Annotated in this window: 14 protein-coding genes; 6 read left to right on the forward strand and 8 right to left on the reverse strand. The window is 69.7% G+C overall.

Translation table 11 applies throughout. The annotated features are described in order from the left end of the window. From ACWGH0_RS00475 to ACWGH0_RS00495, 5 genes are all read left to right on the forward strand, one after another. Window positions 1-513, forward strand: a complete 513-nt coding sequence (locus ACWGH0_RS00475; RefSeq protein WP_453401884.1) for a Jag family protein — start codon at window positions 1-3, stop codon at window positions 511-513. Window positions 514-619: 106 nt separating this feature from the next. Next, complete coding sequence (rsmG, locus tag ACWGH0_RS00480) at window positions 620-1,336, forward strand: 16S rRNA (guanine(527)-N(7))-methyltransferase RsmG (protein WP_453401885.1); 717 nt, start codon at window positions 620-622, stop codon at window positions 1,334-1,336. A 253-nt stretch (window positions 1,337-1,589) separates the two neighbouring features. After that, window positions 1,590-2,666: an AAA family ATPase gene (locus ACWGH0_RS00485; protein ID WP_453402053.1), complete on the forward strand. Its 1,077-nt coding sequence runs from the start codon at window positions 1,590-1,592 to the stop codon at window positions 2,664-2,666. After that, window positions 2,663-3,769, forward strand: a complete 1,107-nt coding sequence (locus ACWGH0_RS00490; RefSeq protein WP_453401886.1) for a ParB/RepB/Spo0J family partition protein — start codon at window positions 2,663-2,665, stop codon at window positions 3,767-3,769. The genes ACWGH0_RS00485 and ACWGH0_RS00490 overlap by 4 nt, the downstream gene beginning before the upstream one ends. A gap of 306 nt (window positions 3,770-4,075) precedes the next feature. After that, window positions 4,076-4,693 carry a GNAT family N-acetyltransferase gene (locus ACWGH0_RS00495; RefSeq protein ID WP_453401887.1) on the forward strand — a complete coding sequence of 206 codons (618 nt, stop codon included), beginning with the start codon at window positions 4,076-4,078 and terminating at the stop codon, window positions 4,691-4,693. A gap of 73 nt (window positions 4,694-4,766) precedes the next feature. Here the strand turns inward: ACWGH0_RS00495 and trxA are convergent, their stop codons facing one another. From trxA to ACWGH0_RS00530, 7 genes are all read right to left on the reverse strand, one after another. Beyond that, a complete protein-coding gene (gene trxA / locus ACWGH0_RS00500) occupies window positions 4,767-5,114 on the reverse strand; it encodes a thioredoxin (protein ID WP_138895758.1) in 348 nt (115 codons plus the stop codon). Between the two features lie 56 nt (window positions 5,115-5,170). Further along, window positions 5,171-6,145: a thioredoxin-disulfide reductase gene (trxB, locus tag ACWGH0_RS00505; protein ID WP_453401888.1), complete on the reverse strand. Its 975-nt coding sequence runs from the start codon at window positions 6,143-6,145 to the stop codon at window positions 5,171-5,173. Between the two features lie 126 nt (window positions 6,146-6,271). Beyond that, window positions 6,272-7,159, reverse strand: coding sequence for a hypothetical protein (locus ACWGH0_RS00510; RefSeq protein WP_453401889.1), 888 nt, complete (start codon window positions 7,157-7,159; stop codon window positions 6,272-6,274). Further along, entirely contained in the window at window positions 7,156-7,875 is a 720-nt protein-coding gene (gene sigM, locus ACWGH0_RS00515) for an RNA polymerase sigma factor SigM (RefSeq protein ID WP_453401890.1), read from the reverse strand. Before sigM ends, ACWGH0_RS00510 begins: the two co-directional genes overlap by 4 nt. Window positions 7,876-7,904: 29 nt before the next feature. Next, on the reverse strand, window positions 7,905-9,620 hold the full coding sequence (locus ACWGH0_RS00520) for a protein kinase family protein (RefSeq protein ID WP_453401891.1): 1,716 nt from the start codon (window positions 9,618-9,620) through the stop codon (window positions 7,905-7,907). 121 nt (window positions 9,621-9,741) lie between these two features. Continuing rightward, window positions 9,742-11,949 (reverse strand): murein biosynthesis integral membrane protein MurJ, encoded by a 2,208-nt coding sequence (gene murJ, locus ACWGH0_RS00525; protein WP_453401892.1) that lies wholly within the window; start codon window positions 11,947-11,949, stop codon window positions 9,742-9,744. Between the two features lie 139 nt (window positions 11,950-12,088). Then, window positions 12,089-14,398 carry a DUF6049 family protein gene (locus tag ACWGH0_RS00530; RefSeq protein WP_453401893.1) on the reverse strand — a complete coding sequence of 770 codons (2,310 nt, stop codon included), beginning with the start codon at window positions 14,396-14,398 and terminating at the stop codon, window positions 12,089-12,091. A gap of 183 nt (window positions 14,399-14,581) precedes the next feature. On the opposite strand from ACWGH0_RS00530, the gene ACWGH0_RS00535 reads away from it, so the two are divergent. Beyond that, the gene (locus ACWGH0_RS00535) at window positions 14,582-16,024 is read left to right on the forward strand and encodes a CCA tRNA nucleotidyltransferase (protein ID WP_453401894.1); all 1,443 of its coding nucleotides are present in this window, start codon (window positions 14,582-14,584) and stop codon (window positions 16,022-16,024) included. A gap of 75 nt (window positions 16,025-16,099) precedes the next feature. Here ACWGH0_RS00535 and ACWGH0_RS00540 read toward each other — a convergent pair whose 3' ends face one another. Beyond that, complete coding sequence (locus tag ACWGH0_RS00540) at window positions 16,100-17,386, reverse strand: MFS transporter (protein ID WP_453401895.1); 1,287 nt, start codon at window positions 17,384-17,386, stop codon at window positions 16,100-16,102. Window positions 17,387-17,459: the final 73 nt, after the last annotated feature.

Genomic DNA, 17,459 nt, shown 5'->3' on the forward strand with positions numbered 1-17,459 from the left:
GTGACGGAAGGCACCACCTCCGTGGCCGCTGAGGGTAGCGACACCCTGACCCGCCTCGAGCAGGAAGGCGAGATCGCGGCCGACTACCTCGAGGGTCTGCTCGACATCACCGACCTCGACGGCGACATCGACATGGATGTCGAGGCCGACCGGGCGGCGGTCTCGATCATCAGCGACACGGGCAGCCGTGATCTGCAGAAGCTCGTGGGCCGTGACGGTGAGGTGCTGGAGGCGCTCCAGGAGCTGACGCGTCTGGCCGTGCACCGTGAGACCGGGGACCGCAGCCGGCTGATGCTGGACATCGCCGGTTTCCGGGCCAAGCGGCGCGAGGAGCTCGCGGAGCTCGGGGCCAAGGCCGCGGGCGAGGTGAAGAGCACCGGTGAGCCGGTGAAGCTGGACCCGATGACGCCGTTCGAGCGCAAGGTCGTGCACGACGCGATCGCGGCCGCTGGTCTGCGCAGTGAGTCCGAGGGCGAAGAGCCGGAGCGCTTCGTCGTCGTCCTCCCGGCCTGACCGGCCCCGTCGTCTGTCGGCCCCGTCTGTTCACAGGCGGGGCCGATCTTTGTCAGCCTGTTAGTCACCCATCAGTGCGGTAGCGCGGTACGGAAGGACGGTCCCCGTGACGGAGGAAGCAGAGCTTCCCCAGGCGCCTGAAGAGGCACGGGCGGTATTCGGTGAGTTCTTTCCAGCGGCCGTCCGGTACGCGGAACTTCTCGCGGACGCAGGCGTCGAGCGAGGGCTGATCGGTCCTCGTGAGGTGCCGCGGCTCTGGGAGCGGCACCTGCTGAACTGTGCCGTGCTCTCCGAGGTGGTCCCGGAAGGCGTCACGGTCTGCGACGTCGGCTCGGGTGCCGGGCTGCCCGGTATCCCGCTGGCCCTCGTGCGCCCGGATCTGAAGATCACGCTCCTTGAACCGCTGTTGCGGCGTACGAACTTCCTTCAGGAGGTCGTCGAGCTGCTGGGACTGGACCACGTGACGGTGGTGCGCGGCCGCGCTGAGGAAGTCCTCGGGAAGCTGCCGCCGGTGCATGTGGTGACGGCAAGGGCTGTCGCCCCGCTGGACCGGCTGGCCGGCTGGGGGGTGCCTCTGCTGCGCCCGTACGGCGAGATGCTCGCCCTGAAGGGCGACACCGCTGAGGAGGAGCTCAAGAGCACGCGTTCGGCGCTGAGCAAGCTCGGTGTGGTGAAGACCGAAGTGCTTCAGGTCGGCGAAGGTGTCGTGAACCCGTTGTCCACGGTCGTGCGGGTGGAGGTCGGGGAGAGCCCCGGCGGTGTGCGGTTCGCGGCCAAGCGGGCCAAGGCCGCACGGCCGTCGCGCACGCGCCGGCGGCGTTGATCTGCCCTGTTTATCAGCGATGCTCCATACAAGCTGCCATACCTACGCATTGCGGAGTGTCGTGAGGGCGTAGGTGCACTGCCGGTGCATCGTGTTTCACGTGAAACGTCGCTCTCTGCTGCATGGAATCATCAGCCGCGGTCGCGCGGCTGCCGCACCGCGCGACCGCAAGCCCGTAAGAGGGACGAAGTTGTCCACAGAGGTGGATTCCTCCACAGAAGAACGGGCCTCGCTGGTTCATGACCCCGAAAGCATGGCAGGCTCTGTGCATTGCGAGCCTGAAGTCGAGGAGAGTGAATCCTTGCGGTCCGACGCCAACATCGCGGGACCGATGACCGACCCGGTCCCCGGTCCCCGATCCGAATCGGTGGGGGAGGATGTTTCACGTGAAACACCGCCCCCGATGGACGACACCCCCATTGGTCGTGCTGCCCAGCTGGCGGTAGAAGCTCTCGGCCGTGCCGGAGAGGGTCTGCCCCGGCCTGAGCAGACGCGCGTCATGGTGGTGGCCAACCAGAAGGGTGGCGTCGGGAAGACCACGACGACGGTCAACCTTGCGGCTTCGCTCGCCCTGCACGGCGCGCGTGTGCTGGTGATCGACCTCGACCCGCAGGGCAACGCCTCTACGGCGCTGGGGATCGACCACCACGCCGAGGTCCCCTCGATCTACGACGTCCTGGTGGACAGCAGGCCGCTCTCCGAAGTGGTTCAGCCGGTCCCCGACGTCGAAGGTCTCTTCTGCGCCCCGGCCACCATCGATCTCGCCGGTGCGGAGATCGAGCTGGTGTCGCTGGTCGCACGGGAGAGCCGCTTGCAGCGGGCGATCCAGGCGTACGAGCAGCCGCTGGACTACATCCTCATCGACTGCCCGCCTTCGCTGGGTCTGCTCACCGTCAACGCGATGGTGGCCGGAGCGGAGGTGCTGATCCCCATTCAGTGCGAGTACTACGCGCTCGAAGGGCTGGGCCAGCTCCTGCGGAACGTCGATCTGGTGCGCGGGCACCTCAACCCGGACCTGCATGTGTCGACGATCCTTCTGACCATGTACGACGGCAGGACCCGGCTCGCCTCTCAGGTGGCCGACGAGGTGCGTACCCACTTCGGCAAGGAGGTGCTCAGGACGAGCATCCCGCGGTCCGTGCGTATCTCGGAAGCGCCGAGCTACGGGCAGACCGTGCTGACCTATGACCCGGGATCCAGTGGCTCGCTCTCCTACCTGGAAGCGGCTCGTGAGATCGCGCTGCGGGGTGTCGGGGTGCACTACGACCCGCAGCATGCCCATGCGGGCAGCCAGAACAGCCAGCAGAACATGTCGGAGGGGATCCAGTGAGTGAGCGACGTAGAGGGTTGGGGCGTGGGCTCGGTGCGCTGATTCCTGCCGCTTCGCAGGAGAAGCCGACTCCGCCCGTAGGGGCCGCTTCGGCATCCCCCGGCGCTGTGCCGGTGCTGACGGCGGAGCGGGGGGTGGCGGCCGCGAAGGTGACGTCGCTTCCGCCGAGCGCCGTTTCACGTGAAACGGAAGCCCCCGCGCAACCGACGCAGCCGGGACCGGCTATGCCCGCCGAGGTGGCGGGGGTTCACTTCGCCGAGATTCCGCTGGAGTCCATCAAGCCGAACTCGCGGCAGCCCCGTGAGGTGTTCGACGAGGACGCGCTCGCGGAGCTGGTCACCTCCATCAAGGAGGTGGGGCTTCTTCAGCCCGTGGTCGTCCGGCAGCTCGGCCCTGAGCGCTATGAGCTCATCATGGGCGAGCGCCGGTGGCGTGCCTGCCGGGAGGCCGGCCTGGAGCGGATCCCGGCGATCGTGCGGGCCACGGAGGACGAAAAGCTCCTCCTGGACGCCCTGCTGGAGAACCTGCACCGGGCACAACTCAACCCGCTCGAAGAGGCCGCGGCATACGACCAGCTGCTGAAGGACTTCAACTGCACGCACGACCAGCTCGCGGACCGGATCGGGCGCTCGCGCCCGCAGGTGTCCAACACGCTGCGTCTGCTGCGCCTGTCGCCGTCGGTGCAGCGCAGGGTTGCGGCGGGCGTCCTGTCCGCCGGTCATGCGCGTGCGCTGCTCGGCGTGGAGGACTCGGAGGAGCAGGACAGCCTGGCGCACCGCATCGTGGCCGAAGGTCTGTCGGTGCGTGCGGTCGAGGAGATCGTGACGCTGATGGGCAGCCGCCCGCAGAGTGCTCCGAAGACGAAGGGCCCACGTGCGGGCGCCCGGGTGTCGCCCGCGCTGTCCAGTCTTGCCTCCAGGCTCTCCGACCGGTTCGAGACCCGGGTGAAGGTCGACCTGGGGCAGAAGAAGGGAAAGATCGTCGTCGAGTTCGCCTCGATGGACGATCTGGAGCGGATCCTCGGAACGCTCGCTCCCGGTGAGGGACGGGTCCTGGAGAAGGGACTCACCGAGGAGGGCGACGCCGAGGGCGGCGAGAGCTGATCTCCGGCAGAGTCGTGGCAGGGCGGGTCGTGTCCGGAGCAATCCGGACTGCGACCCGCCCTTTGCTTTCCCTCGGTATCGGTCCGATCGCGCGGTGGATACGATGCGTTCTGGTACGGCGCATCCACCTTGGTTCACTTTGAGAGGGAGGGCGGGGGCCATGCGATCGGTGAGTCGCAGCCAACTGGTCACAGCCGGGCTGAGTGTCGGAGCTGTCGGGGGGTTCGTCGGCAGTCTGCTCAGGGAACGGGTCGCACTCGCGGCCGCCCGTGGCGCGGCAGGGGAAGGAAGCGAGGAACATCCTTCATGGGACGTCGGCTCGTACCGCTCACGCTGGACAATCTTCCGGACCTCCCCAAGCGCTGCCGGTCCTGCGTCTTCTGGGAGCTTGATCCCGTCAGTGGAGAAGCAGCGGTAAAGGCAGGCACGCCGGAGCTGGAGAAGGAAGCCTGGATCTCCGCTGTCCTGCTGGAGTGGGGGTCCTGCGGGCGGGTGGTGTACGTCGACGAGGTCCCCGTGGGATTCGTGCTCTACGCGCCGCCGGCCTATGTGCCGCGTTCGACGGCTTTCCCCACCAGCCCGGTGTCGCCGGACGCCGTGCAGCTGATGACCGCCTGGATCATGCCCGGTTATCAGGGGCAGGGGCTGGGACGCGTGATGGTGCAGACGGTCGCCAAGGACCTGTTGCGGCGGGGGTTCAAGGCAATTGAGGCGTTCGGCAATGCGCGGTGGACCGAGCCCGCTTGCCTGCTGCCGGCCGAACACCTGCTGTCGGTGGGCTTCAAGACGGTACGCCCGCATCCGCTGCACCCCCGGTTGCGGCTGGAGCTGCGTACGACGCTTTCCTGGAAGGAAGACGTGGAGCTCGCTCTGGACCGGCTGCTGGGAGCGGTGCAGAAGGAGCCGGTGCTCCGGCCGCTGTGAGTGCTGGAAACGGCTGTGGGCCATCCCCGTAAGGGATGAGCCCACAGCCGTTTCACGTGAAACAGGGACTGCGTCAGGCCTTGGTGGCCTCTTCGCCGATGAAGTCGCCCAGGTCGCGCAGGAGGGCGGCCTTCGGCTTGGCGCCGACGATCGTCTTGGCGACCTCGCCGTTCTGGTAGACGTTCAGCGTCGGGATGGACATGACGCCGTACTTGGCTGCGGTGGCCGGGTTCTCGTCGATGTTGAGCTTGACGATCTCGATCTCGTCGCCGTGCTCTGCCGCGATCGCCTCGAGGGACGGGGCGATCTGGCGGCACGGTCCGCACCACGCGGCCCAGAAGTCCACCAGCACGGGCTTGTCGTTCTTGAGGACGTCCTGCTCAAAGGATGCGTCGGTCACGTTCTTCAAGGTGCCGGCCACGGCAGCCTCCTTAACTTCGAGTGGGGTGTGGGGTGGAGCGGGGTGGGGAGGGGTGGTCAGGCCGCGGCGGTCTTCTCGGGCTCGGCCACCTTGTCCGTGTCGGCCAGGGCGGCCAGGAAGCGCTCGGCGTCAAGGGCGGCCGAGCAGCCGGTACCGGCCGCCGTGATGGCCTGCCGGTAGGTGTGGTCGACCACGTCACCGGCGGCGAAGACACCCGTGAGGTTCGTACGGGTCGACGGGGCGTCGACCTTCACGTAACCCTCGTCGTCCAGTTCCAGCTGGCCCTTGAACAGTTCCGTCCGCGGGTCGTGGCCCACGGCGATGAACAGCCCGGTGACGGCCAGCGGGGTGATCTCGCCGCTCTTCGTGTCGCGCAGCGTCACGCCCGAGAGCTTCTGGTCGCCCTCCAGCTCGGCGACCGAGCTGTTCCAGGCGAACTTGATCTTCGGGTCGGCGAAGGCGCGCTCCTGCATGGCCTTGGAGGCGCGCAGGGTGTCGCGGCGGTGGACGATCGTGACGGACTTGGCGAACCGGGAGAGGAAGGTGGCCTCCTCCATCGCGGTGTCGCCGCCGCCGACCACGGCGATGTCCTGGTCCTTGAAGAAGAACCCGTCGCAGGTGGCGCACCAGGAGACGCCACGTCCGGAGAGGGCGTCCTCCTTGGGCAGGCCGAGCTTGCGGTGCTGAGAGCCCGTCGACACGATGACCGCCTTGGCGCGGTGGACCGTGCCGGAGGTGTCGGTGACGGTCTTGATGTCGCCGGTGAGGTCGACGGACACGATGTCGTCCGGAACGAGCTCGGCGCCGAAGCGTTCGGCCTGGGCGCGCATGTTGTCCATCAGGTCGGGGCCCATGATGCCGTCGCGGAATCCCGGGAAGTTCTCCACGTCGGTGGTGTTCATCAGAGCACCGCCTGCGGTCACCGCGCCCTCGAACACCAGCGGCTTCAGCGACGCACGCGCGGTGTACAGCGCGGCGGTGTAGCCGGCGGGCCCGGAGCCGATGATGATCACGTTTCGGACGTCGCTCACGGGTTGTTTCCTCGTCTCTGCGGACTGCCTGCTGCCTAGTGGGGGCCTGTCTAGGACTCTCACCCCACCCAACGGATCCTACGGGGCATGCATTCCCGAGGTGTCCGGCCCCATTCGGGCTTCAGGTCAACGGCGGGGGTAGTCCCGTGTCAGCAGAATCTCACCCTTGGCGGGCGCGGTGGCCCCGTCACACGCGGCGTCGACGACGTACGCCTGCACGCGGGTGACGTCGGTGGCGTGCGGGAGAACGAGCAGGAAGGCCCGCTTGCCGTCGTACCGGCCCTCTTCCGCGGCGAGCGGCACGGTCTCGCGCCCGGTGCCTTCCTGGACGCAGGGGGGCACCGGCACATCGGTTCCCCGCAGCGGTGTGTGGGACTCGATGCCCATGGACGGGGCGTCCTCCGGCGTCTTCTGCCGGGACATCGGCTGCTTGGCGACGAGGCCCTGTACCCGGTCCTCCAGGGCGGCGGCGGAGAACGTGGGGTCCGCCTTCTTCGCGGCGCTGGTGCCCCGGTCGGCGAAGGATTCCTTGCTGTCCGGGGACTCGACGGACTGCATGAATAGCACGCCGATGCCCAGTGCGGCCGTACCGAACACGGCCCCGAGGACGGCACCTCGGCGCCGGCGCTTGCCCTTGCCGCCGCGTCCCGGTCCGGTGGCTGCCCGGGGGTGCCCGGCGGGCCGGTCCGCGGGAGCCGGGTCCGCCGGGGGCGGTGCGGGTGTTGTTTCACGTGAAACGTGCGCTGCTTCCGGCGTCGTGGCGTCCAGAAGGGCCTCGGCGGCGAGGGCGGCGTCGATCCGGCCCGCGATGTCGGCGGGCATCCGGTGCGGCCCCGGCAGGGTGCCGAGCAGGCCACGGATCTCGTCCAGGGAGTCCTGTACGTCGCTGCACAGGGCACACGCCTCGATGTGGCGACGTACGTCCGCCGTGCGGGCGGGCGGTAGCAGGCCCTCGGCGAGGTCGGAGATCTCAGAGACGTCCGGGTGCTGAGCCGTGCCGGCCGTCGACGTCATGCGCGCCCACCTCCGCCCTTCACCGCAGCGGGACCACTTGGTCCCGTATCCGTTGGTCCTGCATCCTTCGGTCCCGATGCCGGTGGGACGGATGCCCCGGGCGTCCGGTTCCTTCCCCTGCCGAGGTCCTCGCTACCCCTCGTGTCGGTGCGCAGATGGGTGAGGAGTGGCAGCAGGCGGGCTCGGCCGCGGGCGCAGCGGCTTTTCACCGTACCGGTCGGCACATCGAGGACGCGGGCGGCTTCGGCGACCGGATAGCCCTGCATGTCCACGAGCACCAGCGCGGCCCGCTGCTCGGGGGGCAGGGTCGAAAGCGCCGCGATCAGCTCCCTGTGGAGGTCCTGGCGCTCCGCAGGGGCCTCGGCGGACTCGTGGGGCTCCAAGAGCTGGTCCAGGCGTTCCGCGTCGTCGACGGAGGCGGTCCTGCGGGAGGCGGCCTTGCGTGCCCTGTCCAGGCAGGCGTTCACGGTGATGCGGTGCAGCCAGGTGGTGACGGCCGACTGGCCCCGGAAGGTGTGGGCGGCGCGGTACGCGGACACCAGCGCGTCCTGCACGGCGTCCGCGGCCTCCTCGCGGTCGCCCAGCGTGCGCAGGGCCACGGCCCACAGCCGGTCGCGGTGACGCCGTACGAGCTCACCGAAGGCGTCGGGGTCGCCTGCCACGTGGGCGGCCAGCAGATCCTGGTCGCTTGTGGCGCTGAGCGTGGCGTCGTCCAACGGTGAGCCCCCTCCCCCTGGTGTGCCGGTCAGCCCAGAACCTTGATCTCCGCGATGCCGCCGCGGAAGCGGTCGGACGATCCGTCGGGCGGCAGCGACGTGATGTGGACCAGGATGTACCGGGTACGGACCGGCTTGTCGAGCGTGGCTTCCAGCTTGCTGTCCGCCACTGCGCTCTCGGTCATCTTCTGCGTGAAGTCGGAGAGCGCGGCCGGCTCCGAGGCGTCCTCACCGGCGGCCCGCACCTGGACGGTCTGTCCGCTGCGGTACATGTCGATGTCGAGGCCGGAGACGTCCTTGACGCTGCCGAGATCGACGATGATCCCGCTGCCGTCCTTGCGCTGCGGAAGGTTGCCGAAGTTCGCGAAGCCGTGGTACTCCCCGGTGAGCCAGGCGGTGCCGGTGTTCCCGTCGATGCTGTTCGGCACCTTCTCCGGCGCTATTCCGTCGCCGTTCGGGGCGAACACCGAGGCGTCCGAGATGGCGATCGGCTTGGGATCCCGCTTCTTGGGCGCCTCGTCGTCACTCGGCTCGGACGACTTCGTCTCACCGGCGTCCTGGCCGCGGTTCAGGAGCGTGTCCGCGAGCTGCCAGCTGCCGAGGCCCAGCGCGGCGATCAGCAGCGCGGCCACTCCCCACTTGAGGACCTTCCCGGTGCGGCTCTGGAGAGGATGCGGCGGCACGGCGGGGACGGCCTGGGTCGCGGGCACGCCGGGATGCGGGCCCGGCCTGCTGTAGGTGCCTTGCTGGTACGTGGTGCGCTGGTACTCCGGCAGCGCCGTGAAGGTGGGCTCCGGGGGCCGGATGCGGGGCATTCCCGCGACGGCCTTGGCCAGCTCGTCGGGGGTGGTGCAGGGCGGTTCCTGGCGCGAGGCGGTGGCGCCGTCGTTCACCAGGGCCCGCATGGCGAGCTCGGACAGGCCCCGGTGGATGCCGGCCCGTACCTGGTCGGGCGGGATCAGCCCGACGCCCTTGGGCAGCCCGGAGAGCCCGTAGGCGTCCCTCTCGTACGGCCACCGCTGCGTCAGGGCGGCGTACAGCAGAGCGCCGATCGCCTCGGTGTCGGTGCGCTGCGGGCGGTCGGAGGTGATGCCGCGCAGGGCGGCGTTCACGGCGAGCCCGCGGATCCGGTACTGGCCCGAGGAGGTCCGCAGAATCGCGCCGGGGGTGAGCCTGAGGTGGGCGAGACCCTCGCGGTGTGCGGCGGCCATGGCCTGGGAGATCTGGCTGACGAGCTGGTACGCCTCGTGGGCCTCCAGCGGTCCGGCGGCGAGAAGCGCCGTCAGTTCGGTGGCGTCGGGGAGCCATTCGTGGACGACGTAGACGAGTTCGTTCTCCTCCACGGCGTCGAGGACCTGCACGAACCGGGGGTCGCCGAGCAGCGCCGACGAGCGGGCCGCGGCGAGCACGGACCTGGCCCGCGGGTGGTCCGCGGGCAGCAGGTGCACGCCCACGGCACGGCGCAGTTTCTCGTCGACCGCGCGCCAACTGCTGAACCCGTCCAGACGGGTGACGCATTCTTCGAGCCGGTAGCGCTTGGCCAGTTTGTGACCGCTGTGCAGCTCAGGTGTGGCGATGGGGGGTTCGGCGCACGGGCGCTCGCCGTCCTCGTCGCTCTTGTTCTCGTCCGCTGGCTCCTTGGCTGATGCCACCCCGTCGGCCGTGGCCTCGTCCGCCTTGGCGGCCAGCGGTTCGTCACCGCTGTTGTCTGCCACGTCGACGGCAGCCGTGCTACGTTCCGCCACCGTCGTTCCTGCCTCCCCATCCGTTGCGCGCTGTTGAACAGCCATGCCAATTGTGCCCACAGTCCGGTGCTATGCACGACACGCGGCGGCCGGTGATGGTTGTGCTCGGCCGCCGGGCCGCTCAGCGTCCGAGGCGTCCGCGCACCATGCCCACCATGGCGTTGAGTTCCACGATCCGCATGCGCTTCGCGGCGAGGAAGAAGACTCCCAGCAGCACGATGCCTCCCCCGACCAGTGCGGCGAGCGATCCGAGGGCGCCGCTGCCCAGGACCCGCATGATGCCGAAGGCGGCGGCGCCGCCCAGGACGGCCGCCGGTACCGAGGCGCCGGAGAGCCTGGCATACGTGCGCAGGACGTGCGTGCCGTCCAGGTCGCCTCCCAGGCGGTTGCTCAGCCGCCGCCACGCCACGCCTACACCGATGGCGTAGGCCAGGCCGTACGAGCCCGCCATGCCGACCACGGCCCACTGGGCGGGCAGCACGACGTAGCAGACGGCCGAGGCGGCGGCGTTCACGGCGGCGACGATCACGGTGTTGTAGAACGGCGTGCGGGTGTCCTCGTACGCGTAGAAGCCGCGCAGCACGACGTACTGCACGGAGTACGGGATGAGGCCGAGGCCGAAGGCCATCAGGACGAAGCCCATGGACTGGGCGCCCTCGTGGCCGGTGGACGCGAACAGCAGGGTGCACATGGGGACGCCGAGCGCCAGGAACGCGAACGCGACCGGGACGATCGCCACGGCCGAGTTGCGCAGCCCCTGCGAGATGTCGTCACGGACGGCGCCCGGGTCGTTGTCGTGCGCCGCCCGGGAGATGCGGGGCAGCAGGGCGGCCATGACGGAGACCGTGATGATGGCCTGCGGCATGCCCCAGATCAGCTGGGCGTTCGAGTAGGCGAGGATGCCCGCGCCGTCCTTGCCCGACGCCGCACCCGCCGCGGTGGCGAGCTGGGTGACGACGAGGACGCCCGCCTGGTTCGCGAGGACGAACAGGACGGTCCACTTGGCGAGCCTGACCGTCTTGCCGAGGCCGTGGCCCTTCCAGTCGAAACGCGGCCGGAAGCGGAAGCCGGTCTCGCGGAGGTACGGGATCATCGCCAGCGCCTGGACGGTCAGTCCGAGGAGGGTGCCGATCCCGAGAAGCCTGATGCCTTCGTCCGGGATGGTCTGCACACCCATCTGGGTGTCGGCGGAGGTGCCGTAGACCCAGATGAACAGCCCGAAGGTGACGATCATGACGATGTTGTTGAGGACCGGGGTCCACATCATCGCGCCGAACTTGCCGCGGGCGTTGAGGATCTGCCCCATGACGACGTGCACGCCCATGAAGAAGATCGTGGGCAGGCAGTACCGGGCGAAGGTGACGGCGACGCTGTTGGCCGCAGGATCGTCGGCGATGGTGGATGACATCGCGTTCACCAGCAGCGGGGCCGCGAACACCGCGACGGCCACGATCACGGCGAGCGCCACCATGACGAGGGTGAGCAGGCGGTTGGCGAAGGCCTCGCCGCCGTCCTCGTCGTTCTTCATCGCCCGCACCAGCTGCGGAACGAAGACCGAGTTCAGACCACCGCCGACGGTGAGGATGTAGATCATCGTCGGCAGCGTGTACGCCACGGTGAAGGTGTCACCGAGGAGCGCGGCGCCGAGCGCCGCGGTGATCACCAGGCTGCGTACGAACCCGGTGAGACGGGAGACCAGCGTGCCGGCCGCCATCAACGCACTCGACTTCAGCACACTGGCCGCCCGCCCGGCGGGCTTCTTCGGCGGCGCGGGAGCCGGGGCCGGCTCCGCCACGGCCGTGGGAGCGGGCTGCCCGGGGGCCTGCTGGTCACGGTAGAGGTGGGCGAACGCGTCCGGCTGCTCGGGAATCTCGTCGCCGGCGCGGGTGACGAGGTCGTCGACGCCCACGTACTGGGTGGTGGCGGGGTCGTCCCCGTACGGCAGGTGGCGTGAAGGACCGTCCGGCTCGGGCGGCGGGGTCTGCGCCCACACGTTCGGGTCCGGCGCGTACTGCGGCGTGGCCGGCTGCTGGTACAGCGGCTGCGGCTCCTGGTACGTGCCCGGCGGCGGCGGGGGGTGCGAGGCGCGGTCGTAGAGCGCCTCCGTCACCGGATCCTGCGCGGAGGGGTCCTGCGCGCGGTACGGGTCGTGGCTGTAGGCGTCCTGGACGTACGGGTCCGGGACGGCGTAAGGATCCTGGGCGGGCTCCGGCTCGGCATGCTGCGGCGCCGGCACGTGGCCCGCCGCCGGGGGCTCCGGGGGCACGCCCCGCAAGGGCGCGGTGCCACTCGCGCCCTGTCCACGGTCACCGTCGTACGGCGCGTTCACTGGTGCTCCCCTCGAGCTTTCTGTTCCGGCGAGCTGTGCCCCGCTGGGTGTCCGGCCGGGGATCCGGGGACTCTCCCCCAGGAAGACGCTGCATTGCAACCCCACCTCATCGTCCCCGGCCCACCGGCCACGGCGTAGCTCAACGGTCCACTTTCTCACCCGTGCCCGACGGGTTGCCGCTTTCGGGACCGGTGTCCGGTGTCGGGTCACTCGGCTGCTCGGAGTCGGAGCTCGCCCCGCCGTTCCCGTCGCCGTCCCCGGCGGCGTCCTCGCGGGCCGCCGCACGCTTGCGCTGGGTATACATCCTGACCCCGGCGAGGACGAGCAGCAGCACCCCACCGGCGAGGACCAGCATCACCGTCGGCGTGAATTCGTTCACGTCGACCGTGAACTCCATCTGGCGGCCGTACGGCGTGCCGTCCTCCGTGTAGAGCTGGGCGATCACGGGAACCGGGCCGTTGGCGTTGGCGGTGGCCTCGAACTTCACCGACTGGCTGTGGCCGCCGGCGACCGTCACCGGGCGCTCGGCGACGCTCTGGTCCCCGTCCAGCTTCAGACGCGTGGGCTTGGTCGACCTCAGCCGCAGCACCAGGTGGTCGACGCCCTGCACCAACTGGTTCTGCACGGTCACCGGCACCCTCGCGCTGCGGCCCGAGAGGGTGGCGTCGGACTTCTGGATGAGCTGCACCTCGTCGGTGAGGCTCACCAGGTAGCTCTGCACCCCGCCGCGGTACGCCTTCGCCGCGCGCTCGCTTCCGCGCCACGAGGTGGACATCGCGCGGTTCAGGGCGTTGCCGAAGGGGGTGACCACCCGGTCGGGCGAGGTGAGGATCACCTTGAAGTTGTCGAGCTTGCCCTGGGTGGTCTTGATGTCCTGGAACGCCTTGCCCGGCAGCTCCTGCCTGCTGAGCGACCGGGGATACGCGGCCGTGCCCGGCACGACGGTCGTGGCGCGGGCGTCCGGCTTCGCCTTCGAGGCGGCCACCAGGTCGAGGGGCTGCGACCAGCGCTGGGCGTCCAGGCTGTGCAGGGCGCTCGCCATCGACTGGGCCTGACTCGCGGACGGCGTGCGCTGCGGGGCGACCACGACGCTGCGCTGCTTCTCCTCGTCCTGGAGCGTGACCGCCAGGGTATGGGCGAGGAACTTCTGCACGGCCAGGGTGGAGTTCCCGGCCTTCGACATGTCGCCCTCGAAGGCGGTGGAGAGCCGGGCGTCGGCGACCACCGCGGTGGTGCCGCCGCCGATGGGCCGGGCCGCGGTGGGCGTGTAGGGCAGACCGCCGGTCTCGTACAGGCTGTCGCTGCGGGCGATCACGTTGTCGGCGCCGGCCGAGGTGGCGACGTCGACGACCGACGGGTCGACGGCGCCCTCCACCGGCCACGAGAAGTCGTTCGTGGGCTCCGTGTGCAGGATCGACTGCACGGCGAGCGCGGCGACGTCGGTCGCCCGCCTCAGGTGACTGAGCGAGCCGGGGACGTCCTTGCCGCGATGTGCCAGCGAGGCCAGATCCGGGTCGGCGAACGGCAGCGCGACCACCTTCCGACCGTCCACCGCCTTCTGGAGATCGTTCAGCCACTTGTTGGCCACGTCCTGGTACCGGCCCGCGACGGTCGTCCGGCCGTCGCCGGACTTGACCCGGTAGCTCTCCGTCATGGCGTTGACAGTGGCCAGCAGGTCCGGGTCGACGACCCAGGTCACCGGCAGCTCGTTGCCCAGGGAGACCAGCTGGTCCAGCCGCCCGCCCGGCGCGAGCTCCGCACCGAGGTCGTCGTTGTCGAAGACCGGGGTCTGCTGCTCGTCCGAACCCGTCTCCGCGGTGAGATGCGTCGAGGAGATCAGCGGCCAGAGGTACGTGAGCTGGGTCTTCTTCTCCGTGGCGTCGGGCTGCCAGGGCAGGAAGGTCTTCTGCACACCGAGCGTCTGCTTGTACGGACGGGTCGGCGTCTGCCCCGACAGGGACACGCCGAGCTGGTAGACGCCCTGCTCGTCGAGTTCCAGCTTGTCGACGGGCACCGTGATGCTGAAGTCCTGGCTGATGCCGGCCGGGAGCGCGGCGAACTTCTTCGTGAACTTCCCGCCGAGCTCCGCGGGGCCGCTCCCGTCCGCCTGACGGCTGCGCTCGGCGACGTCGTCGATGGCGCTCCGGCTGGACAGGCGGGGACCCACGCTGAGGCCGACGTGCGCGTCGGTGACGGCTTCCTTGCCCCTGTTGGTGACCGTGCCGGAGACGGTGACCTTGTCACCCTCCACCGGGGCGCCGGGCGACAGTGAGTCCAGGGACACATCGACCGTGCGGGACCCGGTGGCGTCGTCGGCGGCCTGAGCGGGCGCCGGAACACTCACCAGAGCCGCCACCAGGGGGACGCCCGCGAGCAGCCCCGCAGTGCGCCGCAGCCACCGGCGGGCAGGTGAGGGAACCATCCCCTGAAAGTCTGCCGCCTCGGCCACGCCCACGCCCGTCCCTAGTCTTCGTCTGCTGGTGGTGTTGGTTGTCGGTTCTTGCGTCCACGCATGGTAACGAGGTGCAGTGTGGCGAAGTGCTGCCCACTGCTCCACATGATCGGAAGAGTCCCGTCGGGCCGCGATAAACGGGGACGCTTCGGCCGGCCGGGGCACGTACCCTTTTCTGTTGTGCCGAACGCCAACGAAGACAATCCCAGTGCCCTGAACCAGGTGCAGCGCCGCGCGGTCAGCGAACTGCTGCGGGTCTCCCCTGTCGCCGACGATCTCGCGCGCCGTTTCCAGGAGGCGGGCTTCAGCCTCGCGCTCGTCGGCGGATCGGTCAGGGACGCTCTGCTCGGCCGCCTCGGCAACGACCTGGACTTCACCACCGACGCCCGCCCCGACGACGTACTGAAGATCGTCCGGCCGTGGGCGGACTCGGTGTGGGAGGTCGGGATCGCCTTCGGCACGGTGGGATGCCAGAAGGCCGGCTACCAGATCGAGGTCACGACGTACCGCTCGGAGGCGTACGACAGGACCTCCCGCAAGCCCGAGGTGTCGTACGGCGACTCCATCGAGCAGGACCTCGTGCGCCGCGACTTCACCGTGAACGCGATGGCCGTCGCGCTCCCCGAGAAGGAGTTCGTCGATCCGCACGGCGGACTCGAAGACCTCGCGGCCCGCGTCCTGCGCACCCCCGGCACCCCTGAGGAGTCGTTCTCCGACGATCCGCTGCGCATGATGCGCGCGGCGCGCTTCGCCGCTCAGCTCGACTTCGAGGTGGCGCCCGAGGTGGTCGGGGCGATGACCGCCATGGCGGATCGGATCGGGATCGTCTCGGCCGAGCGCGTGCGTGACGAGTTCAACAAGCTCATCCTCTCCGCGAACCCGCGCAAGGGCCTGCGGCTGCTCGTCGACAGCGGCATCGCCGGACACGTCCTCCCCGAGCTGCCCGCGCTCCGCCTGGAGAGTGATGAGCATCACAAGCACAAGGACGTCTACGAGCACTCGCTGACGGTCCTGGAGCAGGCCGTCGACCTGGAGGAGAACGGGCCCGACCTCGTGCTGCGGCTCGCGGCGCTGCTGCACGACATCGGGAAGCCGAGGACGCGGCGCTTCGAAGAGGACGGCCGGGTCTCCTTCCACCACCACGAGGTGGTCGGCGCGAAGATGACGAAGAAGCGCATGACCGCCCTGAAGTACTCGAACGACATGATCAAGGACGTGTCGCTGCTGGTGGAGCTCCACCTGCGGTTCCACGGTTACGGCACCGGCGAGTGGACCGACTCCGCTGTGCGCCGGTACGTGCGTGACGCCGGCCCGCAGCTGGAGCGCCTGCACAAACTGACCCGCTCGGACTGCACCACGCGCAACAAGCGCAAGGCAGGGGCGCTCTCGCGGGCGTACGACGGGCTCGAAGTGCGGATCGCGCAGCTCAAGGAGCAGGAAGAGCTGGACTCCATCCGGCCGGACCTGGACGGCAACCAGATCATGGAGATCCTGGGCGTCGGACCCGGCCCCGAGATCGGCAAGGCGTACAAGTTTCTGCTCGAACTGCGCCTGGAGAACGGGCCGATGGAGCAGGATGCCGCAGTGGCCGCCCTCAAGGAATGGTGGGCGTCGCAGAGCTGAGGAGGCCATGTTTCACGTGAAACATGGACGGGGCGGAGGCGGTGAGGGGCGGTGTTTCACGTGAAACACCGCCCCTCACTGTGTTCCGTGCTTGGTCTCCACCCGTTTCCAGCGGAGCAGGATCACGGCGACCGCCGCGTAGATGAGGGCGACCAGCACAACCAAGGGGGCCGAACGGCCGTCGTCGGGCAGCATCAGGGCCGCCGCTCCGGCAGCGCCGACGAAGGCGACGTTGAACAGCACGTCGTAGATCGAGAAGATCCGTCCGCGATAGGCGTCGTCGACCGATGACTGCACCACCGTGTCCGTGGTGATCTTCGCGGCCTGCGTGGTGAGCCCGAGCACGAAGGCGGCGATCATCATGGGCACGGGCCGGAAGGGCAGTCCGAGGGCCGGTACGAGCACGGCGGCCGATCCCGCGCACGTGATCATCCAGCCGTACGTTCCCAACCGCGCCACCGCCCACGGCGTCAGCATCGCGGCCGCGAAGAAACCCGCCCCCGAGAACCCGGCGGCGATACCGAGCAGCGCGAGCCCTTCCGAACCGGAGCCCTGGCCGTCGGACCACGCGTACCGGACCAGCATCAGCACCATGACGGTCAGCGCCCCGTAGCAGAACCGCATCAGCGTCATCGCCGCCAGCGCGCGGGTCGCGGCCGGACGCCGGGCCAAGTGCCGCATGCCCTGGGCGAGTCCCCGGGCCGTGGAGGCGAGAGCCGCGCCAAGTCGCGGTTGCACCAGCTCGGGATCGGGACCCAACAGCTCTCGGGCCATGCGCAGTGACGACAGGGCGGCGCAGAGATAGAGGACCGCCCCCAGCAGTACGACCGCGGCGTCCGAGTCCGGTCCCACCAACCGTACGCCGAAGGCGAGGCCGCCCCCCGCGGTCGCGGCGAGCGTACCCGCGGTGGGGGAAAGGGAGTTGGCGATCACGAGCCGGTCGGCATCGACGACACGCGGCAGCGCCGCCGACAGGCCGGACAGCACGAAACGGTTCACGGCGGTCACGGACAGGGCCGAGGCGTAGAACAGCCAGTCCGGCACGGCGGCGAGGACCAGCAGCGCCGTGCCGCAGGCGAGCACCGCCCGCAGCAGGTTCCCGTACAGGAAGACCTGCCGGCGCTGCCACCGGTCGAGCAGGACGCCCGCGAAGGGCCCGACCACCGAGTAGGGGAGCAGCAGCACGGCCATCGCGGAGGCGATCGCGGCGGGCGAGGTCTGTTTCTCGGGGGAGAAGACGACGTACGTGGCCAGAGCGACCTGGTACACGCCGTCCGCGCACTGGGAGAGCAGCCGGACTGTCAGCAGGCGGCGGAAGTCGGTCAGGCGCAGGAGTACGCGCAGATCACGTACGACAGGCATGCGTGCAAGCGTCACATACGTCGAGGGTCCCCGGGCGGATGACCCGGGGACCCGCGACGATCGGCCTGCCTGA

Source organism: Streptomyces sp. NPDC054887 (assembly GCF_053610585.1).

Bases quoted from the DNA above. Each gene is read 5' to 3' on its own strand.
- ACWGH0_RS00485 (WP_453402053.1), top strand. From the start codon at position 1,590: ATGGCAGGCTCTGTGCATTGCGAGCCTGAAGTCGAGGAGAGTGAATCC.
- ACWGH0_RS00540 (WP_453401895.1), bottom strand. From the start codon at position 17,386: ATGCCTGTCGTACGTGATCTGCGCGTACTCCTGCGCCTGACCGACTTC.
- ACWGH0_RS00510 (WP_453401889.1), bottom strand. From the start codon at position 7,159: ATGACGTCGACGGCCGGCACGGCTCAGCACCCGGACGTCTCTGAGATC.
- ACWGH0_RS00495 (WP_453401887.1), top strand. From the start codon at position 4,076: ATGGGACGTCGGCTCGTACCGCTCACGCTGGACAATCTTCCGGACCTC.